This window comes from Alteromonas sp. ISO5, from assembly GCF_058105165.1.
This window is the reverse complement of the sequence record NZ_CM176572.1, coordinates 1,535,808-1,562,229: the sequence shown is the minus strand read 5'-3', so window position 1 is coordinate 1,562,229 and position 26,422 is coordinate 1,535,808. Positions and strand designations below refer to the sequence as shown.

Genomic DNA, 26,422 nt, shown 5'->3' with positions numbered 1-26,422 from the left:
CGTCTTTTACAGGCCCTTTTTAAGCAGGTAACGATAGGGGAGTTCGTCGGTGTCAGCAGCTACCAGGGTGTGCTGCATAAAACGACAAAAACTAGGAATATCTCTTACCGTAGCAGGATCGTCTGCGGTAATACACAGCGTTTCTCCGTTGGCAAGTTTACGCATTTGCAAGCGCACCATCATCACTGGCTCCGGGCAGCGCAGGCCCAGAGCATCTAACTGGTGATCGGCATCCTGCCAGTTAAACGTAGGTTCAGATACCATAGTTTTCCCGGTACGCTTCAATAGCCGCGATCGCCTCATCATAACCGCCGGCAGACTTAAGGTAAGTCACCACGTCATTTAACGAAACAATAGACACTACATTGGTATGGTAGTCGCGCTCCACTTCCTGGATCGCCGACAAGTCACCCGTACCGCGTTCCTGTCTGTCCAGCGCAATCAATACCCCGGCCAGTGAAGCTTCGTTGGCTTCAATTAAGGTCATCGACTCACGAATCGCTGTGCCAGCAGTAATCACGTCATCTACCAACATCACCTTGCCTGCCAGCGGGCTTCCCACCAGATTTCCGCCTTCGCCGTGATCTTTAGCTTCTTTGCGGTTAAAGCAGTAGGGCACATCCATCCCGTGGTGATCGGCCAAAGCCACTGCTGTTGTGGTGGCAATGGGGATCCCCTTATATGCCGGGCCAAACAATACATCAAAATTGATGCCAGCATCGGTTAATGCATCGGCATAATACCGACCCAGCTTGGCCAGATCGCCTCCGCGATTAAACAAACCGGCATTAAAGAAATACGGACTTTTACGGCCAGATTTCAAGGTAAACTCACCAAATTTCAGAACGCCACGGGCAATCGCGAACTCAATAAACGCCTGTTGGAATGCTTTCATAGAAACTCCGAAACTTAATTTAATGCCGCTTTCTGAATATCGAATAACTCTCGCAATCCGTGTTTGGCAATATCGAGCAATTCGTGCATTTCTTCAAACGAGAAGGGTTCGCCTTCAGCAGTCCCCTGAACTTCAATCAGCTTACCGGTTTCTGTCATCACAACGTTCATGTCAGTTTCGGCGGCAGAGTCTTCGATGTATTCCAGATCGGCGATAGGTGTACCTTCATAAATACCTACCGACAGTGCAGCAATCATATGCTTAAGCGGATTGGCTTTAATAATGCCTTTATTACGCATATAGGTAAGGGCATCGATTAACGCTACACAGGCACCAGTAATAGAAGCGGTACGGGTACCGCCATCGGCCTGAATCACGTCGCAATCAAAGGTAATGGTATTTTCGCCCAATAATTTCAGATCAACCGCAGCACGCAGAGAGCGGGCAATCAGGCGCTGAATCTCTAGAGTACGACCACCTTGTTTGCCGCGCGCAGCCTCCCGTTGCGAACGGGTATGAGTAGAGCGTGGCAACATGCTGTACTCAGCCGTGATCCAACCTTTACCCTGACCTTTCATAAAACGTGGTACGCCTTCTTCAACTGTGGCATTACATAACACTTTGGTGTTACCAAATTCCACCAGCACAGAACCTTCCGCATGGCAGGTAAAGTTACGGGTAATGGTGACGGGGCGGATTTGGCTGGCAGTTCGGCCACTTGGGCGCATGGTAATCTCCTGAAATTGGGTACTCGGCTAATTTAACGGCGATAGTATAGCGTAATTAATGGCATAAGTTGAACGTTGAATCACTTCTGTCCGCCTGATGTTCCATGTGAAACCCACGCATGCAGCAACGATGCAAAGGCATAGGGTTCAGAAGCGGACTGTAGTACAATAGATGACTACACAAGCAATATGCCGACGGATAATACAATGATTTATAGCATGACGGCTTTCGCACGCAGCGAAGTAAAAAAGGACTGGGGAACAGCAGTATGGGAAATTCGCTCAGTAAACCAACGCTACCTGGAAACCTATTTTCGTTTGCCTGAACAGTTTCGTAGCTTAGAGCCGCTGCTTCGCGACCGTTTCAGAAAGCGTTTGCAACGAGGTAAGGTAGAATGCGCCTTACGCTTCACCGCAAACGATGCAGCCGTCACCAAGTTAACGCTTAACGAAGAGCTGGCCAAACAAGTATTGCACGCTGCCGACTGGGTACAGTCGCACGGGCAGTCAACCGGCGTTAACCCACTCGACGTACTGCGCTGGCCGGGTGTCATTGCGGCTGAGGAAGCGGATACAGATACTATCCAGGCCGATTTGCTGGCCGGCCTGGATAAAGCTATGGATGACTTTATTACCGCTCGCGGGGATGAGGGCGAAAATCTCAAGTCGCTGATTGAGCAGCGCCTTGATGCCATCGAAGTTGAAGCACAAAAAGTGGCTGAGCGTATGCCGGAAATTCTCAACTGGCAACGCGAGCGGATTCAGACTCGCTTTGAAGAAGCCAAGCTAGAACTGGACGCCTCCCGTATTGAACAGGAGATGATCCTGTTAGCGCAAAAAGTGGATGTAGCGGAAGAGCTTGACCGCTTAAACTCTCACGTAGGTGAAACCCGTAAAATTCTTAATAAAGGCGGCGCCTGCGGCCGCAGACTGGATTTTATGATGCAGGAGTTTAACCGCGAATCGAATACCCTGGGCTCAAAATCTATTAGCACTGAAATCACGCAGTCAGCAGTAGAACTGAAAGTGCTAGTCGAACAAATGCGCGAGCAGATCCAGAACATCGAATAAGCCCGCTCAGTTACCCACGAAAAAGCCCCTTCATCAGGGGCTTTTTTAGTATTGATGACGGTTTTCTCTGTTATGGACTAGAAATGATAACGCGCTGTTAGCGCCGCCACTGAATAATCAGCCCCGCCAGTGTAACCCAGGTTGACCGAAACAGTTTCGGTAACAAAATAACCCGCCTCTACGCGATAAACGAACTCCGTATCAGCGCCATCAGTGTCAAATCGCTCAGCACCTACAGATCCTTTGAGGACAAAGTCATTGACGTTAAAAATATATCGTGCGGCCACACTGAAATAGTTTTCATCAGCAGACTCAGAGTAGCTATCGCTAAAGGTTTCCAGAATTGCATTTCCGTCGATATCCGTATAACGGATTTCTGCAGTAAAGTCGACATCCGCAGTTGCATCGAGATTGCCGTAAGCAACCATAAGGTCGATAGAAGCGCCGTCGCTGACATCCCAGATATAACCGGCGCCAAGCTCATAACGGGTAGTGGTAAGTTCCAGATTAGCCCGCTCATCAACCTCGAAACCGGGTTCTGATATGCCGTTGTTTTGATTGGTATCGTCCGCGGCTCTCATGTATTGGCCAGTGATAAAAAATTGGTCGAATTGCTTAGCCGCGCTAACCGAAATACCGGCAGGCTTCACTTCATCAATATCGTCGATGTCAAACTGAACATAGCCTGCTTCGGCATAATTAAACTGCGGATTGTTTGCACTACTCTGGGCCATAGCCTGATATGAAGTAAGCAATACTGATAGCGCCAGAAAGGTCTTTTTCATGTGGTTTTTTCCTTATAACCATTAAAATAATCAATTTATCACCCAGCTACCGACTGCCAGCCGGAAAAGTTGCCGCCGAGCTTAAATGAAAAAGGTAACATTTTCACATTTAATTTTTGCCTGGATAAAAGCGGCATAAACACCAAATACTAACCGTCTCGACCCACCCGGTTTGGTTAATTTCGCTGATGTGTCATACTCCCGGTGTCTACCAAGGAGTACTTCATGAGCCAATACAAAGAAATATTACTGGCCGCACGCCCCGATGGAAATCCCATCGGCCCACACTTGTTCGAGGTCGTGACTAGGGACATTCCACAGCCGGGCGCAGGCGAACTGTTAGTTAAGCAAACCCACATGTCGATGGATCCCGCCATGCTTGGCTGGATGATGCCTGATGAAGACAGCTATATACCGCCGGTTGCGCTCAATAGCCGGATGCGTTCCAGTGGATACGGTGAGGTCATTAGCTCAAACCACTCCGATTACTCGCCGGGTGATAAAGTGATGGGCATGATGGGCTGGACCGAATATGCCCTTAGCGACGGTAAAGGGCTCAATAAATTACCATCTGGCGTCGACGGTGAAACCGCCCTTGCGGTTTTTGGTCTGCCCGGCCTGACTGCCACCCAGGGCTTATTTAATATTGGAAAACCACAGGCCGGCGAAACACTCGTTGTGACCGGCGCAGCCGGCTCAGTAGGGTCGATGGTTGGTCAGTTGGCAAAAGCTGTAGGGCTGCGGGTTATCGGTGTAGTTGGCAGTGATGAAAAGGCTGACTGGATAGTTAACGAGTTGGGATTTGACGGCGCAGTGAATTACAACACGGATGACCTTGTGCGTAAGCTTCAGGACCTCACGCCACAAGGCGTTGACATCTTTTTTGAGAACACCGGCGGCCCGGTACAACAGCACATATTTAATCGTATGAATGTGCACGGCAGGGTGGTCGTTTGCGGCATGATTGCCGACTACACCGCCGCGAAACCAGCCCCCGGGCCAAACTGGATCCCGCTGATAAAGAAACGAATATTAATTCAGGGATTTGCCATGCCAGACCACCTGCATGAAGCTGCGCAGCTGTTACAGAAGCTCAGTCCTTATATTGCTCAGGGTAAAATAAAGTACCGGACCCATGTATTAGAAGGACTGGAAAGTGCCATGAGTGCTCTTAACCTGTTCTTCACCGGCGACAATAAAGGTAAACTGCTTATCCGGCTGTAGCCATTCCACAACGTGCTGGCCAGTAGTTTGGTCAGCAGCCTTTGCTGAGCACCATATCCACATGAGGAATCCCGTCTTCCAGGTAATCTTCTGAATTTCTTACAAAGCTAAATTGCTTATAAACGCCCTCAAGATAAACCTGAGCACCAATCTGGATATCCTTTTCCGGCCACAGTCGCTGACATTCATCTAATGCTTTACCTATTAATTGCTGTCCGTAACCGGCGCCCCGCGCCTGCTCTGCCACAACCACCCGGCCAATACTCACCTGCGGGAAACTAACACCGGGAGGAAGTAACCTGGCATAAGCCACCAGCTTATCGCCGGTCTTTCCTAACAGATGGTACACCCCGGATATACGGTCTTTATCATCCAGCTCCGGATAAGGGCAGTTTTGCTCTACAACAAACACGTCAGTGCGCAATTTGAGTAATTCATAAAGCTGGTCGGTATTGAGTTGAGAGAAGGGTAACAGGCACCAGTTAAGCATAAAACCTCCGCAACAATGTTGGCAAAGATGATTGCTGATCCACCTGGTCATTGCAATAAGAAAAGAAGCCAGCAAAGCCCGCTAGGCGATCTTTATTCTGACGCTGGTTATAACGGTAGCAGTGTTACTGATTGCCGTTGGCACGTCATTTTTAATTTCCCAGGGGATCCTGCAGCGCCTGCTGTCGTTGAATAACTCATTCCGTGAGCTCACGCAGGGCGATGGTGATCTGACTCAGCGTGTTAACGATAGTGTTAACGTTGAAGTCAGTGGACTGGCTCGAAATTTCAACGGCTTTGCCTCACGCATCCATCAGTTAATCAGCCAGGTAGCGCCCCAAAGCGAACCCGCTTACCAATCAACGACCGCGATAAGCAGCGATACTAAACAGGCTGGCGCGCAATTGCGTAAAGGCCAGCAGAGCAGCCACACCGTATCAGGCTTTGTGGGCGATATAGTCAATTCAGCCAGAGAAATCGCCACCAATGCAACGCAAACTGCCAATGCGGCGAGCCAGGTGAAAAGCCACTGTGATAAAGCAAATCGGGCCATCAATGAAACCGTAGGAGTCATGAATGGGCTGGAATCTGAAATATCGGTATCGGCCGAGCAAGTAGCAACACTGCTAAAAGACGTAGTGGACGTTGTTAAGGTACTGACAGTGATAAACGGCATTGCAGATCAAACCAGCCTACTGGCTTTAAACGCGGCGATAGAAGCAGCCCGGGCCAGGGAGCAGGGCAGGGGCTTTGCAGTAAGTTCGCGAGCTGGCACAACGAATCCAGGGCCGTACAGAAGTCAACATTCAGACCATCATGCGGCTGGAGCAAGCGGCAGCCAATGCAGTTAAAACAATGACCACGAGTAACACTACAAGCATTCAGGCCAGTCAGCAACGGCTGATAAGCTTGCCGACCAGATGCAATCATTACGACGCCTCATGGCCCAGTTTGCTATTTAGCTTACTGGTCGAATTGCGGTACAAAGGTAATTTTGCCCGGCACGATCTTCATGTCTAATGGCACATTACCGAGCCATGCCAGACCACCTTTAGTTGTATCAATCTGATACACCGGATGGGTAGCCAGATAACGGCTAAACAACCCCATGTAGCGGTCAGCCAGCGGCGCGAGGTTACCTTTAAACCCGGCCGCATCAATCTCACTGCGGGTCAGACTAAGCGAACGCACATACAGGGCTTTTTCCTGCTGATCGTAATAAGGCTCGCCTTCCAACCCCAGTTTTACCTTTGCGGGATAATTCAGGCCAAAAACAGAGATTGTTGCTTTCGCATCGGCCAATAAAGATACAACCGGCCTCCCATCCGGGCCAATATCAATCTGCAAGTTTTCAACCGTCAGAAAAACCGGAATGCCAGCCACCGATGATTTTTGATTTAAATTGTCCAATTGCCCCGCTAATTCCGACGCGATATCAGCCGACGTCACTGAATACGATGCCACTGAAGAAATAACGCTGCAGGCGGTGATTAAATTAAGTAATGCCACTAATAACAGAGTTTTATACTGCATACCTGTGTCCGCTGAGTTGGATTAGTCAACAGTATATCAGCTAACGTACTATACTTTGTGAAAGTCACAACAAGTTGATGTGGCGGACGATTCAATTTAATCTGAATTGGTCAAGGGGTAAACACTACTAGCAGAAAGCAACGTTATAGGGAAGTAGTAATGAAGCAAAGGTTTTATCGCTTATCAAAGTGGTTCTGTTCGTTAGTGTTGGTTGCTACTCCGGCATTCGCTGGGAAAATTTCGCTGACCCCAGAACAACAAAACTGGATAACAGAAAACCCAACCGTTAACGTTGCAGCAACCAACAATTGGGCCCCTTTTGAATATCAGAATACTGACGGTATCTATCGCGGCATCAGTGCAGACATCCTGCTTTTGATTTGTGAGTGCACCGGGCTAGACTGCCAGCCCACACTGGGTAATTGGGATACGCTTTATCCGGCTTTATTGAATGATAAGCTGGATTTATCGCCGGCAATGACGCCTTCGTCTGAGCGACGCAAATACTTCGAGTTTACCAAACCTTATTTACTTAGCCTGATCACAATTTTTACCGCAAAAGACGATGACTCCATCTCTGGTATTACTGATTTGCAAAACAAGAGTGTAGCCCTGGAAAAAGGTCATTATCTGGCTCAGTCACTCATAATCCAGTACCCCGAAATTCGTTTTCGTGAAGTAAAAGATCCACTGGAAGCACTGACCCTGGTCGCGACCCATGATGTTGATGCCTATATTGGTAACAATTTTGTGGGAGAGTACTTTATAAACCGCTTTTTACCGCGTCAGATACAAGCAGCTGGCTTTCTTGATGTCTCGCCCACACCACTGACAATCGGAGTCAGAAAAGATCAACCGGTTTTACTGGAAATTCTTAACCAGGGAATTGCCTCACTTAGCGAAGCCGACATAAAAGCGATTCGCGACAAGTATCTGAGTCAGGCATTTGACTACGAAGGTAAGTTTCATCTCACACCAGCTGAACAGCAGTGGCTCAATAACCATGTGGATATTCGCACCGGTATTGATCCGGCCTGGCTGCCTATTGAAGGACTAACCAAGGCCGGTGAACATATAGGAGTCACTTCAGAGTACACCAACTGGCTGCAACAGCAATTAGGCAGCACGTTTACGCCTTACCAGGCAAAAAACTGGTCGGAAGTCATTCGCGCATTCAGGCAAAAAGACGTGGATATTCTGGCCGCCGTGACTCCCATTGGTCAGCAACATCAGGATATCTTGTTTACCGATGTGTATCACTCCATGCCCATGGTGTTGATTACGCGTAATGACGCCGACTTTATCTCTCAGTTGAGCGATTTAAATGGGCAAAGAATCGGTGTGGTTAAAGAGTACGCCACCAATGTCTACCTCCGCCGCGATTTCCCCGAAATTCAAATTGTTGAATACCACTCATTGCATGAAGCCCTCAACGCCGTTATTGAAGGCGAAGTGACGGCCGCATTCGATACACTGCCTGCCGTTACTTACAATATCAGAAGTTTTACTCTGGAAAACCTGAAGGTTGCTGCCACCACACCTTATCAGTTTGAACTAGCGATAGGCGTCAGGGGAGACTGGCCAGAGCTGGTTGATATTCTTAATAAAGCTCTGTTGGCTTTACCACAGGAAAAGCAGCGCTCATTTTACGATCGCTGGGTGAATGTACGTACTGATTATGAATTTGACTGGTCCACTTTTTTGTTCGCGGCCGGCGCTATGATCGCGATGGCCGCAGTGATTATTATTGCAATATCATTCAGCAACCACCGGTTAGCGCGCGAAGTTAGGGAGCGCAAGGAAGTTGAAAAACGTCTGCGTAAAATTAAGGGCGAATTACAGGGTATTTTCGACAGCGCTCAGGTTGGCATTTTTCTGGATAAGGGCCAACATTGTATCGACCGTTGTAATGAGCGGTTTGCGCTATTGCTCGGCTACGAAACTCCCAAAGCAGTAGCCGGACTGAGTTTAGATAAATTATTCTCGACTGAAGAAGAGTACCAGTCGTTTTTTCACGCAGCACATACCACCCTGCAACAGGGTAAAAACTACCAGGCGGAAATGCCACTCCAAACTGCTGGTAAAAAGGCACTATGGTGCTCACTGTCGGGGAAATCGCTTGCTCAGGACGACGATGGCAATATGACAGACGGTGTACTGTGGATTGTGGAAGATATTTCCGCCCGCAGAAGGGCGGAGCAGACTAAACAGGACCAAATACGGTTTCAGTCTGCGCTAGTCGACACCATTCCCTACCCCATTTTTATTAAAGATCCAAACGGGGTGTTTTTGGGATGTAACCGCGCTTACGAAAAAGCATTTGGCCTGAGCCGCGATATGATGATAGGTAAAACCGTGATGGAATTGGAATATCTGCCGCTCGAGGATCGTAAGACGTACCACGCCGAAGATTCTGCACTGCTCGCCAAAGGCGGTTCGGCCAAGCATGAACTGGTACAATATTATGCCGACGGTAAGGCCCATGACGTATTGTACTGGGTCACAACGTTCCACTTGTCTAACGATACCTTAGGCGGACTATTGGGTATTATGGTGGATATCACCGAAATGAAGGAAGCAAAAGCAAAAGCGGAGTCGGCGACCCAGGCGAAGTCTGCATTCCTGGCCAATATGAGTCATGAGATTCGTACCCCGATGAACGCAATTCTTGGCATGACTCATCTGGCATTGTGCACCGAGCTGACTACTAAACAGCAGGATTATCTGCTTAATATTGATAACTCGGCCAATGCCTTGCTGCGCATCATCAACGACATTCTCGACTTCTCGAAGATTGAAGCCGGTAAACTGCATTTTGAAAAAAACCTATTCTCACTGGAAAAAGTACTATTTGAAGTAGCTGCTATGGTGCAGGTCAGTGTCGAGAAGAAAAACCTCGAACTGATTTTCAATATAGACCCGGCAATCCCACTACAGCTGATAGGCGATCCGCTAAGACTTAACCAGGTTCTGTTAAACCTGCTCAGTAATGCTGTGAAATTTACCCATGAGGGTGAAATTATTGTTACTGCAACGGTGCTAAAGCAAACCAAAAAACAGACTACGCTAAGGTTTAGTGTCGCCGACACCGGAATTGGTTTAACCCGAGAACAGCAGCATAATCTGTTTGAATCCTTTTCTCAGGCCGACACTTCAACCACCCGTAAATACGGTGGTACTGGTCTTGGGCTGGCCATTTGTAAGCGACTGGCCAATTTGATGGGCGGCGATATAGGAGTGGAAAGCGAACATCATAAGGGAAGTGAGTTCTGGTTTACCGCTACCCTGGGCGTCGCCCCTGAAGCCTCGCCACCGGTGTATTTATCGGAGCAATTTAAAGGGCTTAAAGTCCTGGTGGTGGACGACAGTGACACCATGCGTCAGATATTATGTAACTTGCTATCGCAATTTGGCTGCGCTGCTCACGTTGCCTCCAACGGCAGGAAAGCACTGGATGTGATAGCCACAGCAAGCAGACCATTTGATGTGATCCTCATGGACTGGCGTATGCCCGGCCTTAATGGCATAGAAACCAGCCGCAGAATACAGACCGCAGACAACCACAAAAAGCCACGCATCATTCTCGTGAGCGCTTACGAACACGAAGATGTAAAACCTGAGGCCCTGAAAGCTGGTATTAACGAATTTCTGCTCAAGCCGGTGAGTCCGTCATCACTCTTTGATGCCCTGATCAACGTTATGAATGAAGGCAGTAGCATAGCCAGTTCAGGACTGGCTAATCCTCACGTTAAAACCAGCCATAATCGCCGCAGCCTACTCTGTGGTAATCGGGTTTTACTGGTTGAGGATAATCCTGTAAATCAACAAGTCGCCAGCGAATTATTGTCACAGGCCGGTATAGATGTGGTAACCACCAGCAATGGGCAGGAAGCGTTGGAAGTCCTCGGTCAGCAACAATTTGATGCCGTACTCATGGATATACAGATGCCGGTAATGGATGGCTTTACCGCTACCAATGAAATTCGTAAACATTCTCAATGGGATGATATGCCGGTTATCGCAATGACCGCCAATGTAATGCCCGAAGACAAGCAACATTGTGAGGACGTGGGGATGAATGCCCATATAAGCAAACCGATAGATCCAAACAGGTTATTTGATTTACTGATCGATTTTATAGGCCACGAGACACCTATCGATACAGAAATGACCCCACACCTGCACGAAACAGAACCGGAACACCTGGAAATAGATGGCTTTGATACACGAAGTGCCATTCAGCGCGTTGGTGGAAATGTCAATGCGTATAAACGTGTCCTAGCACGGGTAATCATCGACGAAGCAGACACTGCCGAATCACTGGAAAAAGCGCTAGCAGAAAACAATCCGCAGCAACTGCGCTTCATTTTTCACAGGTTAGCCGGCCTCGCTGGCAATATTGGCGCCCAGGAGCTCCACAAACAGGCACGCCTAGCCGAGCAAGCACTCGATGATGGCAGTAAAAAAGAAATATCTGAGCTGGTCACTACTACCAGTGTTTTGCTACAGCGGATGCTCGAAACCCTCTCTCATACGCTTTCCGGCACTGCAAAAATCCATAACAACTCACTCACCGGCGAAGCGTTATCCGTACAACAGATTAATGAACTGGCCAATAAAATCAGCCTTTATGACAGTGAAGCTTCAGATTATTGCGAGGCGCTACTCGCCAACGCACCAAAAGAGTTCAGAGCGACGCTGATAACAATACTGGAAGCTTTACAAGTCTACGACTTCGACACCGCATCGGCGTGCCTTTCTTCCCTGCAACCGGCCGCCAACAATCAGTCTTAAACGGAGTACATTATGACCGCTAAAAAGCTTATTCTCGCTGTAGATGATACCGCCACCAATATCGATATTGTAAAAGGCGTTTTGGGCGGACAACACACCATCATGGCAGCCCTGAACGGGGCAATAGCTCTTAAAATTCTGGACCAGCAAAAACCTGATTTAATCCTGCTGGATATTATGATGCCAGATATGGACGGGTATGAAGTGTGTGAGCGCATAAAAGCGAATCCCGATTTACGCGATATCCCTATTATATTTTTAACCGCTAAAGCCGAAGTCAGTGACGAAGCAAAAGGACTGGCGCTCGGTGCTGTGGACTATATCACCAAGCCTATTTCGCCGGCCATTATGATAGAGCGGGTGAAGAATCATCTGATGCTTAAGGAGGCTAAAGACCTGTTGGCATCGCAAAACCATGCACTGGAAGAGAAGGTAGCACAACGGACCCGCCAACTCGAAGAGCTGCAGGACGTTGCTATGGTAGCCATGGGTGCGCTGGCAGAAACACGAGATCCTGAAACCGGCAACCATATTCGCCGTACTCAACACTATATTCAGGTGCTAGCAGAACACCTAATGACGAATCCCCGTTTTACTGCTTATTTAACACAGGAAAATATAGCGCTGATATGCAAGTCCGCGCCATTACATGACATAGGTAAAGTCGGTATTCCGGACCGTATATTGCTAAAACCCGGAAAACTAACTGACGCTGAATTTGATGTAATGAAGTGTCATCCTAAATATGGAAAAGATGCGATAGAAGCAGCCATCAGTTCATTACACGATAGCAGTAAACACTTCCTAACGTTTGCAACAGAAATCATTTATAGCCATCACGAAAAATGGGATGGCAGCGGTTATCCTCAGGGACTGGCCGGTGATAAAATTCCAATTTCAGCGCGTCTGATGGCATTAGCAGACGTGTATGACGCCTTGATCAGCCGTCGTGTTTATAAGCCACCATTTTCTCATGAAAAAGCAGTTAGCATAATAAAAGAAGGAGAGGGCAGTCATTTTGATCCGGACATTGTTGCAGCGTTTCTGGCCTGTGAAGATAAGTTTATCCGAATAGCCGAGCAATATGCAGATTCACAGAAAGACGTAGAAGAGGCCGCTAACAGGCTTAGCTTTAACGCGTAAAACCCCGGCTTGTGGCGGTAAGATCGGCTCTCACCGTGTCCGCTTTCTGTCTGGCACCATTTACCCCATCAATGTCACAGGTGTTACCGAGGAGACCAGTATGTTGCGGACTTTTCCCATATTGGTTAACGCTGAGGTACTTAATTACAATGCTGGAAAATCAACGTTTTGTGCAGAAACAACACTGTTGATAATGACAAAAATCGCAAAACTGAGCGTGCCAATGATCGGGATGAGGCGAATTTTTTGCCTCAAAAGTAGGTTCATCAACGCAATGGCTCCAGATACATAAATACAGTGAGGACGGCTATAATCGCCGCACCTATACTATGAAAAGTAGTCGCCCCCTTATTTGCAAGTAAACAGCACGGCGTTTATATTAAAAACAGCGTGTTATGTAATCTTGCTCAAAGAGGTCATAATCGGGACCAAAACCACAATAAAGGAGGCATTATGCGTTGGTTAATTTGTTTAGTAGGGCTGGTTTGCCATTCAGCGTTAGCCACAGAGCAAGAGGCTGTCGATACTATAATCAGCAACTTACACAAGTTTGCTGCGCAGGCAAACTATGACCGTTATTTCGCGCAATATGACGAGGAAGCCATTTTTATTGGCACCGACGCGTCCGAAACCTGGACGCTGGAAGAATTCAAAAACTATGCGAAACCCATATTTGACCGGGGTTCTGGCTGGACCTATAAATCCAGGGAGCGCCACATTTACTTTTCACCCCACAAGGATGTCGCCTGGTTTGATGAGCTGCTGGACAATGCCTCACTCGGATTAACCCGGGGCACTGGCGTGCTGGTTAAAACCGAGTCCGGCTGGAAAGTCACCCAGTATCACTTAACCATTCCAATTCCCAATGACATTGCCGACAGCGTTGCCGAACAGATAAAAGCATACAACGCTATGCATTGAGCAAGACCCGCCGGTTAAGGCGGGTCAAAAGATGCCTGTTTAGTTGGTAATAGGCTGGATTGACAGTTCAACACGACGGTTCTGCTGACGGTTCTCAGCAGACGTATTGGGCACCTTAGGCTGATACTCGCCCATGCCCACAGTGGTGATCCGCTGGCCATTAACACTATAAGACATCAACAGATTTTTAACCGCATTGGCACGGCGCTCGGAGAGCGCCTGATTATACTCTTCTGCACCGGTATCGTCGGTATGGCCCTTAATCATCAGCACGGTTTTTTCATATTCGTTCAACACCAGAGCCACGTCTTCCAGTACCGGGTTAAAGTTTGGGCTGATAGCAGATGAATTGGTCGCAAAGGTAATGTCACCCGGCATGATAAGGTGTAACGTATCACCTTCCCGCACTACATCTACTCCGGTGTCTGCAAGCTCTTCGCGCAGCGCTTCTTCCTGTTTATCCATGTAGTTACCAATGGCACCACCGGCAATAGCACCAACTACTGCACCCCAGGCATACCGGCTTTTGTCATTATCGCCGGTGGCCTTACCTAATAATGCCCCGGCCACCGCACCAATAGCGGCCCCCCGCTGGGTGTTATTACTGTTAGCACAACCGGTTAAAGAAACAGCAGCTGAAACGGCACACACTAATAATAGCTTTTTCATAAATTCCTCAGATAACTTACCTATACATACTGACTCGAGCAAATCCTGTTCCAACAATAGCTGGTGATTAATGAACACCATATGAATCACGCCAGGTCACTAGAGTTATCAGGCTCTGCACGAATGAAACAGACTAATAGCAGGGGATTGTTCAGATAGCGTTAAAAGCAGGATCTGAAGGTAAGGTTTGCAATGTTTACACAGCAAACTGTTTCTTAATTGCAACACCAGCTGCTATGCCGTGATTGACTCTTTAAAGAATCGGTTAATATCAATATTGTATTCAGTTGGCGTAACCGCCTTTACGATATTTAGTTGCAGGTCTTTGCTAAGGTCGACGTCTTTCGGCGTTATATAATGGCCGCCATTGATGGAGTAGAACATTTTAACCGCGGGTCGTAAAGGCTGGCTCTCATTTTGATGCATCACCATGGCAACACGTTGATTTGAAAGCGCCACTAACGAGCCTAATGGATAGATCCCGATACATTTTATGAACTGCCTTAACAGGGTGGCATCCAATTTGGTTTCACTGTCTTTCATCAGGATCTGCAGCGCTTTTTGACTCGACATGCCCGCTTTGTAGCAGCGGTCAGCCGTTAACGCATCATACATATCCGTGATCGCCAGTATACGCCCGTTATACGAAATCTCCTCACCACTCAGCCGATTTGGATAACCCATCCCATCCAGTCGTTCGTGGTGTTCACTGATAACTTTAATCAGCCCGGCGTCTAATTTCATTGCTGACAAGAACTCCACGCCATACTCAACGTGTTTCTTCATCACTTCCATTTCAGCGTCAGTGAGGCGACCAGGTTTATGCAAAATTTCATCAGGGATTTTAATTTTGCCCAAATCGTGAAGCAGCCCGCTGTAGGCAACCGCTTCGATTTCCGGCTGAGACATACCCAGGGAACGGGCAAAATGGGCAGATAAAATGCCAACGTTCAGGGAATGCTCGAGTAAGTAAGTATCTTTCTCACGGATCCGGGATAGTAATAACAGCGCATCCGGGTTTCTATCCAGTGATCCCACCAGCGCCCGGGCAAATTCTGCCGGAACAAAATCGTCAAAAGGTGTTCCTTCATGAACGGCATCATACAGGTTTTTCTGCAGGACAATCCCCTGCTGATATAAGCTTTGAGCTTTGACCAGTTCCGCTTCCAGCGGTACGCGAGTGTCCAGTTCAGGTTGTCTTTGCACACTGGCTGTTGGTTTCGAGGCATGATAGGACAGGTCAGTATCAATAATTAACCGCTTTATGCCTTTGCGCTTTAACTGGTCAATAATTGCCTGACTGGTCACCCGGCCACGGTTTTTTATCTGCACCGTTCCGGCTTTTTGTTCAGCAATCTGCAGCACGTACATGCCGACTTCAAGCTGTTCAATTCCTATTGTTAACGATGCCATAAGCTCCTTAACCAGATAGAAGACATTAAAATGCTAACTGATGCAGTATTACATCCAGACCCGGCTCCCAGCCATACAACTTGAGATTAACCCGATTATTCTGCACCAGTACCTCTTCATCTGCCAGCAGCTCACATTGATTAAGAGCTTGTGGCGTACCGGCCTGAAAAGCAATCTGACCGTTACTACGTAACACACGGTACCAGGGTAGTGTAAGAGAGGCGGGGACATTGCGCAAACAATACCCAACATAGCGAGCACGCCCTGGCAATCCCGCCAGATCGGCAATTTTTCCATAGGATGCCACTTTTCCTTCCGGAATGAGTCCTACGGTGTGCCAAATGCGTTCAGCTGGGGTAAGCTTACGGCTATCTATACCAGCCGATTCCTGTTTAGTCATGCGCAAACAATGCCCTAGTTGTGGTTACCCTGTTCAAACCTGCCTATGCCATGCAATTAAACCGGTTTCTAATCATACCGAAGTAATTATCCTGCAACATCCAAAAGAGTCGGTACGCGCCAAAAACACGGTACGGCTGCTTAGCCTTGCGTTGGCAAACATAACCGTTTTGACAGGAAAACAGGCTGCCGACTTTAGTCAGCTTGAGCAGCACCTGGCGGCCAACCCGGCGACAACGGCTGTGTTCTACCCGTCTGACAAAAGTACCGAATTATCCGCCGTGACAGACACGTCTTCTGCTCGCATCAAACGGGCAATTTTTATCGATGCCAGTTGGAAGCAGGCCTTTGCTATCTGGCAGAACAATGCCTGGCTCAACCGGTATCCGTTTTACAAACTACCTCTACAGCAGCAAGGCCAGTATACAATTCGCCGTTCTGACCTGGAATACAGCTTTTCAACGCTGGAGGCAGTGGCCTATACCCTTGAGTATGTCGAACACCTCGACCCGGCACCACTGTTTACCTTGCTCAATGCCTTTACCACCCAATGGCAACGCTTTCTGCCGCGGCAGGATTAAATCAGTCTTTCTTCTGCACTGGCATATAGCCGCGCTGCTCTTGTACCATCAACAACCAACGACGGATCGCCGGATACTCGTCAAGCATGATGCCAGCCTCATGAGACACATGGGTATAGGCGTACAGTGCAATATCGGCCAGAGTCATCTGATCGCCAATCAGGAAAGCCGTTTGCATTAATTGCTGTTCCATCACCGCTAATGCTTTATATCCTGCCTGTTGCTTTAGTTCATATTCTAGCTGGCGCTCAGCAGGAAGACCCAGGTATACGTTAATAAAACGCGCTACTGCTATGGCAGGCTCATGGCTGTACTGTTCAAAGAACTGCCACTGTAGCATTTTAGCCAGTTCAAATTCGGTAGACGGAATAAACACGCTACCAGCGGCGAGGTAGTTTAAGATAGCATTTGACTCGCTCAGGCTACGGCCATCACTGAGTTCAAGCAATGGGATCTTGCCAGCAGGATTAAGTTGCTTAAAGGCATCAGTCTGAGTTTCGCCGTTGAGAATATCGACTTCTTGCCATTCACATTGCTTGCCTAATAATCCCAGTAATAACTGAATTTTGTAACAGTTGCCAGAACGGCTGTCACCGTACACTTTCATGCTGATTTGTTCCCTAATTTAACCACCAGATTAGCAATAAAAAACAACAAGGTAGACCGGTCGACATAATAAAAATTTTCGTATTAACAAAGCTATCTTTGGGCCAACAGCGAAATTGCTTTAAATCTTCGAACTGCTGATTAAGCTCAAACAATGCTTCACCCGGGTTATTTTCCGGGCTGTGCCGTCCGCTAATAATCAACCGGGCTATTTGTGTTTCGATTCGCCGAATACTCTGATTGCGATGTTTGCGCATCAGATAAACCGTTTTGAAGACTGGCATAAACAACAGAACGATCATAAACGTTGTCAATGTTAGTAATATTAAGGCATCGATGACAGGGACTGGTTTTCCAATCCAGAATACGGGTATCAAAAGTAACATCAGTAACGAAAAGATGACATTGCTGGCGCCAAGGTCACAAATTGCTTTGCAATGACAAAAGTACTGTTCAATGTTCGGCAGTACCAACCTTTTATACAGGTAGCGTGTAAAAGACGCCGACTGCATTAGAAACAGAAACAAGAAAAACCAGAAGGGCACCGCAATAACGTTAAGTAGCAGTACCGAGAAAGCCTGATTAAAAGCCAGCAAATCTTCGTTGATCAGATATATCAGGGTAATCGATATAGACAGCGATGCAGCCAGAATAACGTGGCGAATAAGCTTTCTCTCCAGCATTTTTTTGTGCTGATGGTATTGTGACAACTGATTAGTCTGGACCAGAAAGTCGGCTATCCGCTTGCCTGCACGACGGTGTAGAATTCGCAGTGCCAACCACAAAAAACCAATGATCAGCGGCATTCCTAACGCTGCGTTAAAATCTCGCTGGGACCGTTCGTCAGTAATGTTCCGGTAATCCAGCGATCCGGCCAGATAATTCGCGGTAAAACAGGCTAAGACAAACAAAAGCGGCAACATCCACACATGCAGTACAGTATTTTTGTTATTTTTCATCTGCTTTTCGTTAGTAATGTATTACGTTGCAAAGACTATACGGCGCAATACATTACCTTAAGCACCACCATGATGGTAGCTTTTCTGTAAGCGTTTACTTATCACTCCACACGGCGAATTCATTACCGCTGGGCTCGGTAAAATGAAACCGTCTGCCACCCGGAAAATCAAACACAGGCTTGATTACGGTTCCACCGTGTTGCTCAACTTTAGCTTTTATTTGCTCCAGTTGCGGCGAATAAAATACCAGCAAGGTTGCACCATTTTCAGTTAGCGAAGACTGCTCTGACTGATAAAACCCACCGACAATGCCTTTATCATGAAATTCTACATAGGCCGGGCCGTAATCAGTGAAGGTCCAGCCGAAAACCTCGGCAAAAAACGCTTTGGTTGCCTGTAAGTCGCGGCAGGGAAGTTCTGCATAATTGATTAAGGTATCTTTAGTCATAATGAGTCTCCTTCGAAAGCAGCAAACACTTCGGCACCGGTCATCTGATGAGTTTGTTCGGCAAAGTGATAATAGTGCGGTTTACTATCGATAAAAATTTCGTGGGATAAGACCATGTCATCATTCTCATCAAACAATCCAACGGGCACATAATACATGTTATTGCTTTTTAGCTTGTAGAAAAGGTGAGTACCACATTGCTTGCAAAACGCTCTTTCAGCCCAGTCTGAGGATGCGTAGCGGGCTACATGCTCACCGGAAACCGTTATCTGTGCTGATTCGATGCCCATAAAGGGCCCGCCAGACCATTTACGGCACATACCACAATGACAAGCACCTATCTGGCAGGAGTCAGGAGTGACTTCAATGCGGGTACCGCCACACAGACAGTCTGATTTTAAGGTTGTTTTATTCATAGGTTGCTTCCTTCATTGATGTTAATTGTTCTATTCAACACCGTCAGGCAATTGCGGTGACAACTTATGAATAACATTTAACGGCGTCGACGCCGTTAAATACTGTATATAAAATCAGTATTCAGATCAATATTTTTCAACCATAAAAAAACCCGGGCAATGCCCGGGTTTTTAGATAATGCTTATAACGATTTACTTGCGCAGTTTCTGTATCAAACGTAACTGGGCAATTGCTTCGGCTAGCTCTAATGCAGCTTCGGCGTAATCAAAATCAGCACCTGGATTGGCGATGTGCTCTTCTGCACGTCGTTTAGCTTCTTCAGCAGCTTGTTCATCCAAGTCTTCTGCTCTTACTGCCGTGTCGGCCAGAACAGTTACACTGCCAGGTTGTACCTCAAGTACACCACCAGCAACATAAATAACTTCTTCTTCACCGTGCTGTTTAACCAAACGCACCATGCCAGGCTTAATTGCAGTGATCAGAGGCGCGTGGCCAGGGTAAATACCCAGTTCACCTTCGCTTCCTGTCACCTGCATTGTTTCAACGAGACCAGAGAAGATCGACTTCTCTGCGCTTACTACATCCAGATGAACTGTCATTGCCATAATAACCTCCTGATAGGTACGGAAAGCCTTGCCTGGACATGACCGGCTGCATCTCTAGCGCCGGCCAGTATCAAACAGGCTTATTTTTTGGCCTTTTCCAGCGCTTCGTCGATAGAACCAACCATGTAGAAGGCTTGCTCTGGCAGGTGGTCATACTCACCTTCCAGGATACCTTTAAAGCCACTGATGGTGTCTTTCAGAGAAACGTATTTACCTGGAGAACCAGTGAATACTTCTGCTACGAAGAACGGCTGAGACAGGAAACGCTGAATCTTACGCGCGCGTGTTACAACCAGTTTATCTTCATCAGACAGTTCGTCCATACCCAGAATCGCGATGATGTCTTTCAGCTCTTTATAGCGCTGCAGTACAGTTTGAACGCCGCGAGCAGTCTCGTAGTGTTCCTGACCGATTACCAGTGGATCCAGCTGACGTGAAGTTGAATCCAGTGGGTCTACCGCAGGGTAGATACCTAAAGAGGCGATATCACGAGACAGTACTACCGTTGCATCCAAGTGAGCAAAGGTGGTCGCTGGTGACGGGTCAGTCAAGTCATCGGCTGGTACGTATACCGCCTGGATTGACGTGATTGAACCAGTCTTGGTAGAAGCGATACGCTCCTGCAGAACACCCATCTCTTCAGCCAGTGTAGGCTGATAACCTACCGCTGAAGGCATACGGCCTAACAGTGCTGATACCTCGGTACCGGCCAGTGTATAACGGTAGATGTTATCGACGAAGAAAAGTACGTCGCGACCTTCGTCACGGAACTTCTCTGCCATCGTCAGACCCGTCAGAGCAACACGTAAACGGTTACCTGGTGGTTCATTCATCTGACCATATACCAGTGATACTTTATCCAGAACGTTTGAGTCGTTCATCTCGTGATAGAAGTCGTTACCCTCACGAGTACGCTCACCAACACCGGCAAATACAGAGTAACCGCTGTGCTCGATGGCGATGTTACGGATAAGCTCCATCATGTTTACCGTTTTACCTACACCGGCACCACCGAACAGACCAACTTTACCACCCTTAGCGAAGGGGCAAACCAGATCGATTACTTTGATACCGGTTTCAAGCAGTTCAACTGAGCTTGATTGTTCTTCGTAGCTAGGTGCTGCGCGGTGAATAGACATACGCTCTTCTTCACCAATTGGACCTGCTTCGTCGATTGGGTTACCCAATACGTCCATGATGCGACCAAGTGTAGCTGTACCTACTGGCACCATAATTGGGTTACCAGAGTTTTCAACTACCAGACCACGACGCAGACCGTCAGTAGAACCCATAGCGATACCACGAACGACACCGCCACCTAATTGTTGTTGCACTTCCAGGGTTAACCCAGACAAGTCACCTTCGGTAACTTTAAGTGCGTCATATACCTTTGGAACCGCATCTTGTGGAAACTCAATGTCCACAACGGCGCCAATGATTTGGACGACCTTACCTTGACTCATAATTTGTCCTCATTAACTTTTATAAACCTTTGCCTACACCGCTGCGGCACCGCCAACAATCTCACTGATTTCTTGTGTGATTGCGGCCTGACGCGCTTTGTTGTATACCAATTGAAGATCATCGATCAGGTTGCCTGCGTTATCGGTTGCGGCTTTCATTGCAACCATTCGGGCAGCTTGCTCCGACGCGGCATTTTCAACTACGCCCTGATATACCTGAGATTCAATGTAACGAACCATTAATGCTTCCAAAATAGGTTTTGGATCCGGCTCGTAAATGTAATCCCAGCGATGTTTTAACGTTTCGTCTTCTGACTTTGGCAAAGGCAGTAACTGATTACTCACAGGCTGTTGGGTCATTGTGTTCACGAAGTCATTGTAAACCAGGAATACTTTATCCAGCTTACCTTCGTCGAATGCTTTAAGCATTACACGAACCACACCCACAATATCGCTTACCGACGGGGCATCCCCTAAACCGGATTCAGCAGCAAGTACATTGCCACCAAAACGGTTAAAGAATGCGCAGGCTTTTGAACCCAGCGCGGCAAAATCGACCTCTACGTCCTTAGCACGCCACTCTTTAACCTGTTGCGATACTAATTTGAACTCGTTGGTGTTTAAGCCACCACACAAGCCACGGTCCGTAGAAATGACAATGTAACCGACGCGCTTGACTTCACGCTCTTCCAGATAAGGATGGCGATATTCAAGGTTACCGTTAGCAATGTGACCAATCACTTTAAGCATGCTTTGTGCGTATGGGCGTCCATGAGACATACGTTCCTGCGCCTTTTTCATTTTAGACGCAGCAACCATTTCCATCGCACTGGTAATCTTCTGAGTATTCTTGATACTCCCAATCTTACCTTTTATCTCTTTACCGCTGGCCATGACTATCTCTCCGATTACTCAACGTTGTGCTGGTGGTTTTCACCACCAGCCATTGATTACCAAGTTTGTGTCGCTTTAAATTTCGTTAAAGCGTCATTCAACTGAGACTCAATGTCATCGTTGTAGTTACCTGTTTCATTGATAGTCTTCATCAGATCAGCATAGTCGCTGTTCATGAATGAATGTAAGGCCGCTTCGAAATCCAGGATCTTGTTCAGTTCCACGTCTTTCAGATAACCTTTTTCTACCGCAAACAGGGAAACACCCGTATCCGCCACTGACAGTGGCGTGTACTGTTTCTGTTTCATCAGTTCGGTAACGCGCTCACCGTGCTCAAGCTGGGCACGAGTCGCTTCGTCAAGGTCAGATGCAAACTGCGAGAATGCCGCCAGTTCGCGATACTGAGCCAGGGCTAAACGGATACCACCGCCCAGCTTCTTAACGATTTTAGTCTGCGCCGCACCACCAACACGAGATACCGAGATACCAGCGTTAACCGCCGGACGGATACCTGCGTTGAACAGATCAGTTTCTAAGAAGATCTGACCATCAGTAATCGAGATTACGTTAGTTGGTACGAATGCAGATACGTCACCCGCTTGCGTTTCGATAATTGGCAATGCCGTTAATGAGCCGGTTTTGCCCTTAACTTCGCCGTTAGTGAAACGCTCAACATACTGCTCGTTAACCCGTGCAGCACGCTCAAGTAAGCGTGAGTGAAGATAGAATACGTCACCTGGGTATGCTTCACGACCAGGAGGACGCTTCAGCAGCAGTGAAATTTGACGGTAAGCAACAGCTTGCTTAGACAAATCATCATATACGATAAGGGCGTCTTCACCGCGGTCACGGAAGTATTCACCCATTGTACAACCAGAGTATGGCGCCAGGTATTGCAGGGCAGCAGACTCAGAAGCAGAAGCGGCAACAATAATGGTGTGAGCCAGTGCGCCGTGCTCTTCCAGTTTACGTACCACGTTAGCGATAGTAGAGGCTTTTTGACCAACCGCTACGTATACACATTTAACGCCAGTACCTTTCTGGTTGATGATGGCATCGATTGCCATCGCTGTTTTACCAGTCTGACGGTCACCGATGATTAGCTCACGCTGACCACGACCGATTGGAATCATAGAGTCAACTGACTTGTAACCAGTTTGTACTGGTTGATCAACTGACTGACGCTCGATTACGCCCGGTGCGATTTTTTCAACTGGCTCGAAAGTATCAGTGTCGATAGACCCTTTACCATCAATCGGCTCACCCAGGGTGTTTACAACACGACCCAGCAGTGAACGACCAACAGGTACTTCGAGGATACGACCAGTAGACTGGACTTTTTGTCCTTCTTGCAGGTCCGAGTAAGGACCCATAACAACTGCACCAACTGAATCTCGTTCAAGGTTTAGTGCAATCGCGTAACGACCACCAGGAAGCTCAATCATTTCACCCTGCATAACATCGGCCAGGCCGTGAATGCGGATGATACCGTCGGTTACTGCGACGATAGTACCTTCATTGCGTGCTTCACTGGTTACATCGAACTGAGCAATTCTTTTCTTGATCAGTTCGGCAATTTCAGTGGAATTAAGTTGCATGCTCTTATCCCCGTTATGCTTGCAACGCGTCTGCGAGACGGTTCAATTTAGATTTCACGGAACCATCGATGACTGTATCACCAGCTTTAATTACTAAGCCGGCTACCAGGGCAGGATCCACGTTACAAATAAGCTTCACTTTACGTGCCAAACGTTTTTCCAACGATGTACTGAGTTCAGATTGCTGAGTTTCAGTCAGCTCAGCCGCAGAGGTAACAGATACTTCTACTTCTTTTTCATAATCTGCTTTGAGTAAATCAAACAAAGCAGAAATCTCAGGTAACACGGTTAAACGTTTATTCTCAGCCAGAACTTTTACTAAGTTTTGACCATGTTTATCGAGCGAATCGCCACAGACGTTAATGTACAGGTCTGCCAGCTTGTCTGCCGCCATAGCACCTGTAGACAGGTCATGGATGGTTTCGTTTTTCGAAACCTCCGCGGCAAAGCCCAGCATTTCCTGCCATGTAGCAATGGCATTTTGCTCAACAGCAAAATCGAAAGCGGCTTTCGCATAGGGACGAGCTACGGTTGTCAATTCAGACATGGCTCATCTCCTATCTCAAAGCTCGGCGACAAGTTTTTCAACAATGTCGCTTTGCGCGCTGGCGTCGATTTCACGTTCAAGGATCTGTTGTGCGCCGGCAATAGCTAATGCTGCTACCTGCTTACGCAGTTCCTCTTTGGCACGATTGCGTTCAGCTTCAATTTCGGCATAACCTTGCGAGATAATTTTTTCACGCTCAGCATGACCACGTTGCGTTTCTTCATCAACAAGTTGATTTCCACGCTTCTTAGCCTGCTCGATAATTTCAGCTGCTTGTGCTTTCGCTTCTTTAAGTTGCTCAGAGACTTTCGCCTGAGCAAGCTCCAGGTCTTTCTCAGCGCGTTCAGAAGCCGCTAAGCCATCGGCTATCTTCTTCTGACGCTCTTCAATCGCAGCCATTAATGGTGGCCATACGTAGCTTTTGCAGAACCACACAAAAACGACGAATGCGATTAATTGACCAAATAGAGTGGCGTTAATATTCACAACCGCTCCTCCTCATAAATGTTCGCTAATAGACTTGAGTTAATAAAAATTAAGCACCAACAGCGAACAAGAGGTATAAAGCGATACCAACACCGATCATTGCGATCGCATCGATAAGGCCCGCTACAACAAACATCTTAACTTGCAGTTGTGGTGCCAGTTCTGGTTGGCGTGCAGCAGATTCCAGGAATTTACCACCCAGCAGACCAAAACCAATAGCAGTCCCAAGGGCACCCATACCGATCAGTAGTGCAACAGCGATGTATAACATGTACGTCTCCGATTATATTTAAAGTTAAAGTTAAAAGTTAAAGTTAAAACACGTTTCAATGTGGTTGCCGTGAACTTCCGGGTGAATCACGACAACCGCTTGTTAGTTTCTAGTGATCTTCGCTTGCCAGACTCAGGTAAACGATGGTCAGCATCATGAAAATGAAGGCTTGCAAAGGCAGAACCAGGATATGGAACACAGCCCAGGCAAAGTGCAACGGCAGCTGGAAGTAGCCGATGGTTGCGATCAGGATGAAGATAAGTTCACTGGCATAAAGGTTACCAAACAAACGTAGCGCAAGTGATAACGGACGCGCCAGTAGGGTAACGGTTTCCAGAATAAAGTTAACGGGTATAAACGCCGGATGATTAAACGGCTGCATGGTCAGTTCTTTAATGAAACCGCCAACACCTTTAATCTTAATTGAATAGAAGATGATCAGTACGAATACCCCCAGTGCTAACGCGAACGTTAGGTTAAGGTCAGTAGTCGGAACTGCTTTGTTATAGACGTGATGGGCATCCACACCAAAGAAGGCCTCGCCAATCAGGCCGGAAATCATTGGAATGACGTCTACCGGTACTAAGTCCATCAGGTTCATCAGCAACACCCATACAAAGATGGTGAGCGCTAATGGTGCAATCAGGTCACTCTTGCCGTGGAAAGTACTCTTTACGTTATCATCAACAAACTCGATAACCATTTCCACGAATGCCTGCCATTTGGTAGGTACGCCTGTCGTCGCTTTTTTTGCCGCAGAGCGGAACAAAAACAAAAACAGAAAGCCTAAACCAATAGACCAGGCCAGCGTATCAATGTGCCACGTCCAAAATCCAGCATCGGCACACTGCGCGTTAAACGCAATGCCGTTTTCGGTGCTGCACATGGAGGCATTGGTCAAGTGATGCTTGATATATTCTGAGGTAGTGTATTCAGATGCCATTGTTCAACCTAAAAAATTAAAGTTTAAAATGCTTTACTGGTTTCGTCTCTACGACCTTCGCCTTAGGTTATTTACGACTAAGGACGATACGTTTATTTTTAGTTGTTAGTACTATCGTTGACGAAACAACGCCAGCCAGTAGCTGACAGTGGCTATTGCAAACCCGGTAAATACCGGCAGCGGTTCTAACTTTAAACCTGCAAAGGCAATAGCAAAAAAAATTACTGTTGCAGCCAGTTTTAACTTTGCGCCCTGGCTGAAACTTTTCGTGACCAGTCTTAATTGACTCGCCCCGGCATATCTGAACGCAAACAATGCGAAAACCTGATTGGGTAAGATACTGATGATAGTCCCCGCTGCAAACGCTAAGGCTTTATCAACGGTACTCAACAACCCTGTTATGAGAATGAAAATCAGCGCACATATAACCTGAAAAAGCGCCGCTTTTTTGGCCACTGATTTTCCTTTGTCGGCCAAGTTTTTTGTCACATGTATTCTCTGGTTGTGAAACCCAACAAAAAGCGACAGAAGTATACTGTT

The 26,422-nt window shown here is 47.4% G+C and carries 29 protein-coding genes; 7 read left to right on the top strand and 22 right to left on the bottom strand.

What is annotated here, in order from left to right:
- Positions 1 to 6: 6 nt before the first annotated feature.
- From tusA to rph, 3 genes are read right to left on the bottom strand one after another with little or no spacing between them, the layout of a single operon-like run.
- Positions 7 to 264, bottom strand: coding sequence for a sulfurtransferase TusA (tusA, locus tag AC2T0J_RS07090; protein ID WP_489809438.1), 258 nt, complete (start codon positions 262 to 264; stop codon positions 7 to 9).
- Positions 254 to 895, bottom strand: coding sequence for an orotate phosphoribosyltransferase (pyrE, locus tag AC2T0J_RS07085; RefSeq protein ID WP_489809437.1), 642 nt, complete (start codon positions 893 to 895; stop codon positions 254 to 256). Before pyrE ends, tusA begins: the two co-directional genes overlap by 11 nt.
- Before the next feature lie 14 nt (positions 896 to 909).
- Positions 910 to 1,623 carry a ribonuclease PH gene (gene rph / locus AC2T0J_RS07080; RefSeq protein ID WP_279319493.1) on the bottom strand — a complete coding sequence of 238 codons (714 nt, stop codon included), beginning with the start codon at positions 1,621 to 1,623 and terminating at the stop codon, positions 910 to 912.
- A gap of 207 nt (positions 1,624 to 1,830) precedes the next feature.
- Between rph and AC2T0J_RS07075 the strand changes: the two genes are divergently transcribed.
- On the top strand, positions 1,831 to 2,694 hold the full coding sequence (locus AC2T0J_RS07075; RefSeq protein WP_489809436.1) for a YicC/YloC family endoribonuclease: 864 nt from the start codon (positions 1,831 to 1,833) through the stop codon (positions 2,692 to 2,694).
- 77 nt (positions 2,695 to 2,771) lie between these two features.
- Here the strand turns inward: AC2T0J_RS07075 and AC2T0J_RS07070 are convergent, their stop codons facing one another.
- Positions 2,772 to 3,479 (bottom strand): hypothetical protein, encoded by a 708-nt coding sequence (locus tag AC2T0J_RS07070; protein ID WP_489809435.1) that lies wholly within the window; start codon positions 3,477 to 3,479, stop codon positions 2,772 to 2,774.
- A gap of 225 nt (positions 3,480 to 3,704) precedes the next feature.
- Between AC2T0J_RS07070 and AC2T0J_RS07065 the strand changes: the two genes are divergently transcribed.
- Positions 3,705 to 4,703: an NADP-dependent oxidoreductase gene (locus tag AC2T0J_RS07065; RefSeq protein WP_489809434.1), complete on the top strand. Its 999-nt coding sequence runs from the start codon at positions 3,705 to 3,707 to the stop codon at positions 4,701 to 4,703.
- Between the two features lie 31 nt (positions 4,704 to 4,734).
- Here AC2T0J_RS07065 and AC2T0J_RS07060 read toward each other — a convergent pair whose 3' ends face one another.
- The gene (locus AC2T0J_RS07060; RefSeq protein ID WP_489809433.1) at positions 4,735 to 5,193 is read right to left on the bottom strand and encodes a GNAT family N-acetyltransferase; all 459 of its coding nucleotides are present in this window, start codon (positions 5,191 to 5,193) and stop codon (positions 4,735 to 4,737) included.
- A gap of 121 nt (positions 5,194 to 5,314) precedes the next feature.
- On the opposite strand from AC2T0J_RS07060, the gene AC2T0J_RS07055 reads away from it, so the two are divergent.
- A complete protein-coding gene (locus AC2T0J_RS07055) occupies positions 5,315 to 6,043 on the top strand; it encodes a methyl-accepting chemotaxis protein (protein WP_489809432.1) in 729 nt (242 codons plus the stop codon).
- 112 nt (positions 6,044 to 6,155) lie between these two features.
- Here AC2T0J_RS07055 and AC2T0J_RS07050 read toward each other — a convergent pair whose 3' ends face one another.
- A complete protein-coding gene (locus tag AC2T0J_RS07050) occupies positions 6,156 to 6,725 on the bottom strand; it encodes a YceB family lipoprotein (RefSeq protein ID WP_489809431.1) in 570 nt (189 codons plus the stop codon).
- 159 nt (positions 6,726 to 6,884) lie between these two features.
- On the opposite strand from AC2T0J_RS07050, the gene AC2T0J_RS07045 reads away from it, so the two are divergent.
- The 3 genes from AC2T0J_RS07045 (at position 6,885) to AC2T0J_RS07035 (ending at position 13,583) form a co-directional block, all read left to right on the top strand.
- A complete protein-coding gene (locus tag AC2T0J_RS07045) occupies positions 6,885 to 11,519 on the top strand; it encodes a response regulator (RefSeq protein ID WP_489809430.1) in 4,635 nt (1,544 codons plus the stop codon).
- Between the two features lie 12 nt (positions 11,520 to 11,531).
- Positions 11,532 to 12,662 carry an HD-GYP domain-containing protein gene (locus AC2T0J_RS07040; protein ID WP_489809429.1) on the top strand — a complete coding sequence of 377 codons (1,131 nt, stop codon included), beginning with the start codon at positions 11,532 to 11,534 and terminating at the stop codon, positions 12,660 to 12,662.
- 453 nt (positions 12,663 to 13,115) lie between these two features.
- Entirely contained in the window at positions 13,116 to 13,583 is a 468-nt protein-coding gene (locus AC2T0J_RS07035; protein ID WP_489809428.1) for a nuclear transport factor 2 family protein, read from the top strand.
- A 39-nt stretch (positions 13,584 to 13,622) separates the two neighbouring features.
- On the opposite strand, the gene AC2T0J_RS07030 is transcribed toward AC2T0J_RS07035, so the two are convergent.
- The 3 genes from AC2T0J_RS07030 to AC2T0J_RS07020 all read right to left on the bottom strand — a co-directional run bounded on the left by AC2T0J_RS07030 (position 13,623) and on the right by AC2T0J_RS07020 (position 16,065).
- A complete protein-coding gene (locus AC2T0J_RS07030) occupies positions 13,623 to 14,252 on the bottom strand; it encodes a YiaD family glycine zipper/OmpA-like lipoprotein (RefSeq protein WP_489809427.1) in 630 nt (209 codons plus the stop codon).
- Between the two features lie 234 nt (positions 14,253 to 14,486).
- Positions 14,487 to 15,665, bottom strand: a complete 1,179-nt coding sequence (locus tag AC2T0J_RS07025; protein WP_489809426.1) for a cyclic di-GMP phosphodiesterase — start codon at positions 15,663 to 15,665, stop codon at positions 14,487 to 14,489.
- 25 nt (positions 15,666 to 15,690) lie between these two features.
- The gene (locus tag AC2T0J_RS07020) at positions 15,691 to 16,065 is read right to left on the bottom strand and encodes an MGMT family protein (RefSeq protein WP_489809425.1); all 375 of its coding nucleotides are present in this window, start codon (positions 16,063 to 16,065) and stop codon (positions 15,691 to 15,693) included.
- Here AC2T0J_RS07020 and AC2T0J_RS07015 point away from each other — a divergent pair.
- A complete protein-coding gene (locus AC2T0J_RS07015) occupies positions 15,986 to 16,645 on the top strand; it encodes a tRNA-uridine aminocarboxypropyltransferase (RefSeq protein ID WP_489809424.1) in 660 nt (219 codons plus the stop codon). The two genes, AC2T0J_RS07020 and AC2T0J_RS07015, sit on opposite strands and share 80 nt — an antisense overlap.
- 1 nt (position 16,646) lies before the next feature.
- On the opposite strand, the gene AC2T0J_RS07010 is transcribed toward AC2T0J_RS07015, so the two are convergent.
- The 13 genes from AC2T0J_RS07010 to AC2T0J_RS06950 all read right to left on the bottom strand — a co-directional run bounded on the left by AC2T0J_RS07010 (position 16,647) and on the right by AC2T0J_RS06950 (position 26,371).
- On the bottom strand, positions 16,647 to 17,252 hold the full coding sequence (locus AC2T0J_RS07010; protein ID WP_489809423.1) for a glutathione S-transferase family protein: 606 nt from the start codon (positions 17,250 to 17,252) through the stop codon (positions 16,647 to 16,649).
- Positions 17,253 to 17,265: 13 nt separating this feature from the next.
- Positions 17,266 to 18,210, bottom strand: coding sequence for a hypothetical protein (locus AC2T0J_RS07005; RefSeq protein WP_489809422.1), 945 nt, complete (start codon positions 18,208 to 18,210; stop codon positions 17,266 to 17,268).
- A gap of 94 nt (positions 18,211 to 18,304) precedes the next feature.
- Positions 18,305 to 18,658, bottom strand: a complete 354-nt coding sequence (locus AC2T0J_RS07000; RefSeq protein ID WP_489809421.1) for a VOC family protein — start codon at positions 18,656 to 18,658, stop codon at positions 18,305 to 18,307.
- Complete coding sequence (locus AC2T0J_RS06995) at positions 18,655 to 19,074, bottom strand: GFA family protein (RefSeq protein WP_489809420.1); 420 nt, start codon at positions 19,072 to 19,074, stop codon at positions 18,655 to 18,657. The genes AC2T0J_RS07000 and AC2T0J_RS06995 overlap by 4 nt, the downstream gene beginning before the upstream one ends.
- A 192-nt stretch (positions 19,075 to 19,266) precedes the next feature.
- Entirely contained in the window at positions 19,267 to 19,680 is a 414-nt protein-coding gene (locus AC2T0J_RS06990) for a F0F1 ATP synthase subunit epsilon (protein ID WP_105935421.1), read from the bottom strand.
- Between the two features lie 80 nt (positions 19,681 to 19,760).
- Positions 19,761 to 21,143 carry a F0F1 ATP synthase subunit beta gene (gene atpD, locus AC2T0J_RS06985; RefSeq protein WP_489809419.1) on the bottom strand — a complete coding sequence of 461 codons (1,383 nt, stop codon included), beginning with the start codon at positions 21,141 to 21,143 and terminating at the stop codon, positions 19,761 to 19,763.
- Positions 21,144 to 21,176: 33 nt separating this feature from the next.
- On the bottom strand, positions 21,177 to 22,037 hold the full coding sequence (gene atpG, locus AC2T0J_RS06980; protein ID WP_123324211.1) for a F0F1 ATP synthase subunit gamma: 861 nt from the start codon (positions 22,035 to 22,037) through the stop codon (positions 21,177 to 21,179).
- Positions 22,038 to 22,093: 56 nt separating this feature from the next.
- Entirely contained in the window at positions 22,094 to 23,635 is a 1,542-nt protein-coding gene (gene atpA / locus AC2T0J_RS06975) for a F0F1 ATP synthase subunit alpha (RefSeq protein ID WP_489809418.1), read from the bottom strand.
- A gap of 13 nt (positions 23,636 to 23,648) precedes the next feature.
- Positions 23,649 to 24,182: a F0F1 ATP synthase subunit delta gene (gene atpH / locus AC2T0J_RS06970; protein WP_489809417.1), complete on the bottom strand. Its 534-nt coding sequence runs from the start codon at positions 24,180 to 24,182 to the stop codon at positions 23,649 to 23,651.
- A gap of 15 nt (positions 24,183 to 24,197) precedes the next feature.
- Positions 24,198 to 24,668, bottom strand: coding sequence for a F0F1 ATP synthase subunit B (gene atpF / locus AC2T0J_RS06965; RefSeq protein WP_489809416.1), 471 nt, complete (start codon positions 24,666 to 24,668; stop codon positions 24,198 to 24,200).
- A 49-nt stretch (positions 24,669 to 24,717) separates the two neighbouring features.
- Positions 24,718 to 24,939 (bottom strand): F0F1 ATP synthase subunit C, encoded by a 222-nt coding sequence (gene atpE, locus AC2T0J_RS06960; RefSeq protein WP_070177268.1) that lies wholly within the window; start codon positions 24,937 to 24,939, stop codon positions 24,718 to 24,720.
- 109 nt (positions 24,940 to 25,048) lie between these two features.
- On the bottom strand, positions 25,049 to 25,882 hold the full coding sequence (atpB, locus tag AC2T0J_RS06955; RefSeq protein WP_489809415.1) for a F0F1 ATP synthase subunit A: 834 nt from the start codon (positions 25,880 to 25,882) through the stop codon (positions 25,049 to 25,051).
- Positions 25,883 to 25,993: 111 nt separating this feature from the next.
- Entirely contained in the window at positions 25,994 to 26,371 is a 378-nt protein-coding gene (locus AC2T0J_RS06950; RefSeq protein WP_489809414.1) for an ATP synthase subunit I, read from the bottom strand.
- Between the last annotated feature and the right edge of the window lie 51 nt (positions 26,372 to 26,422).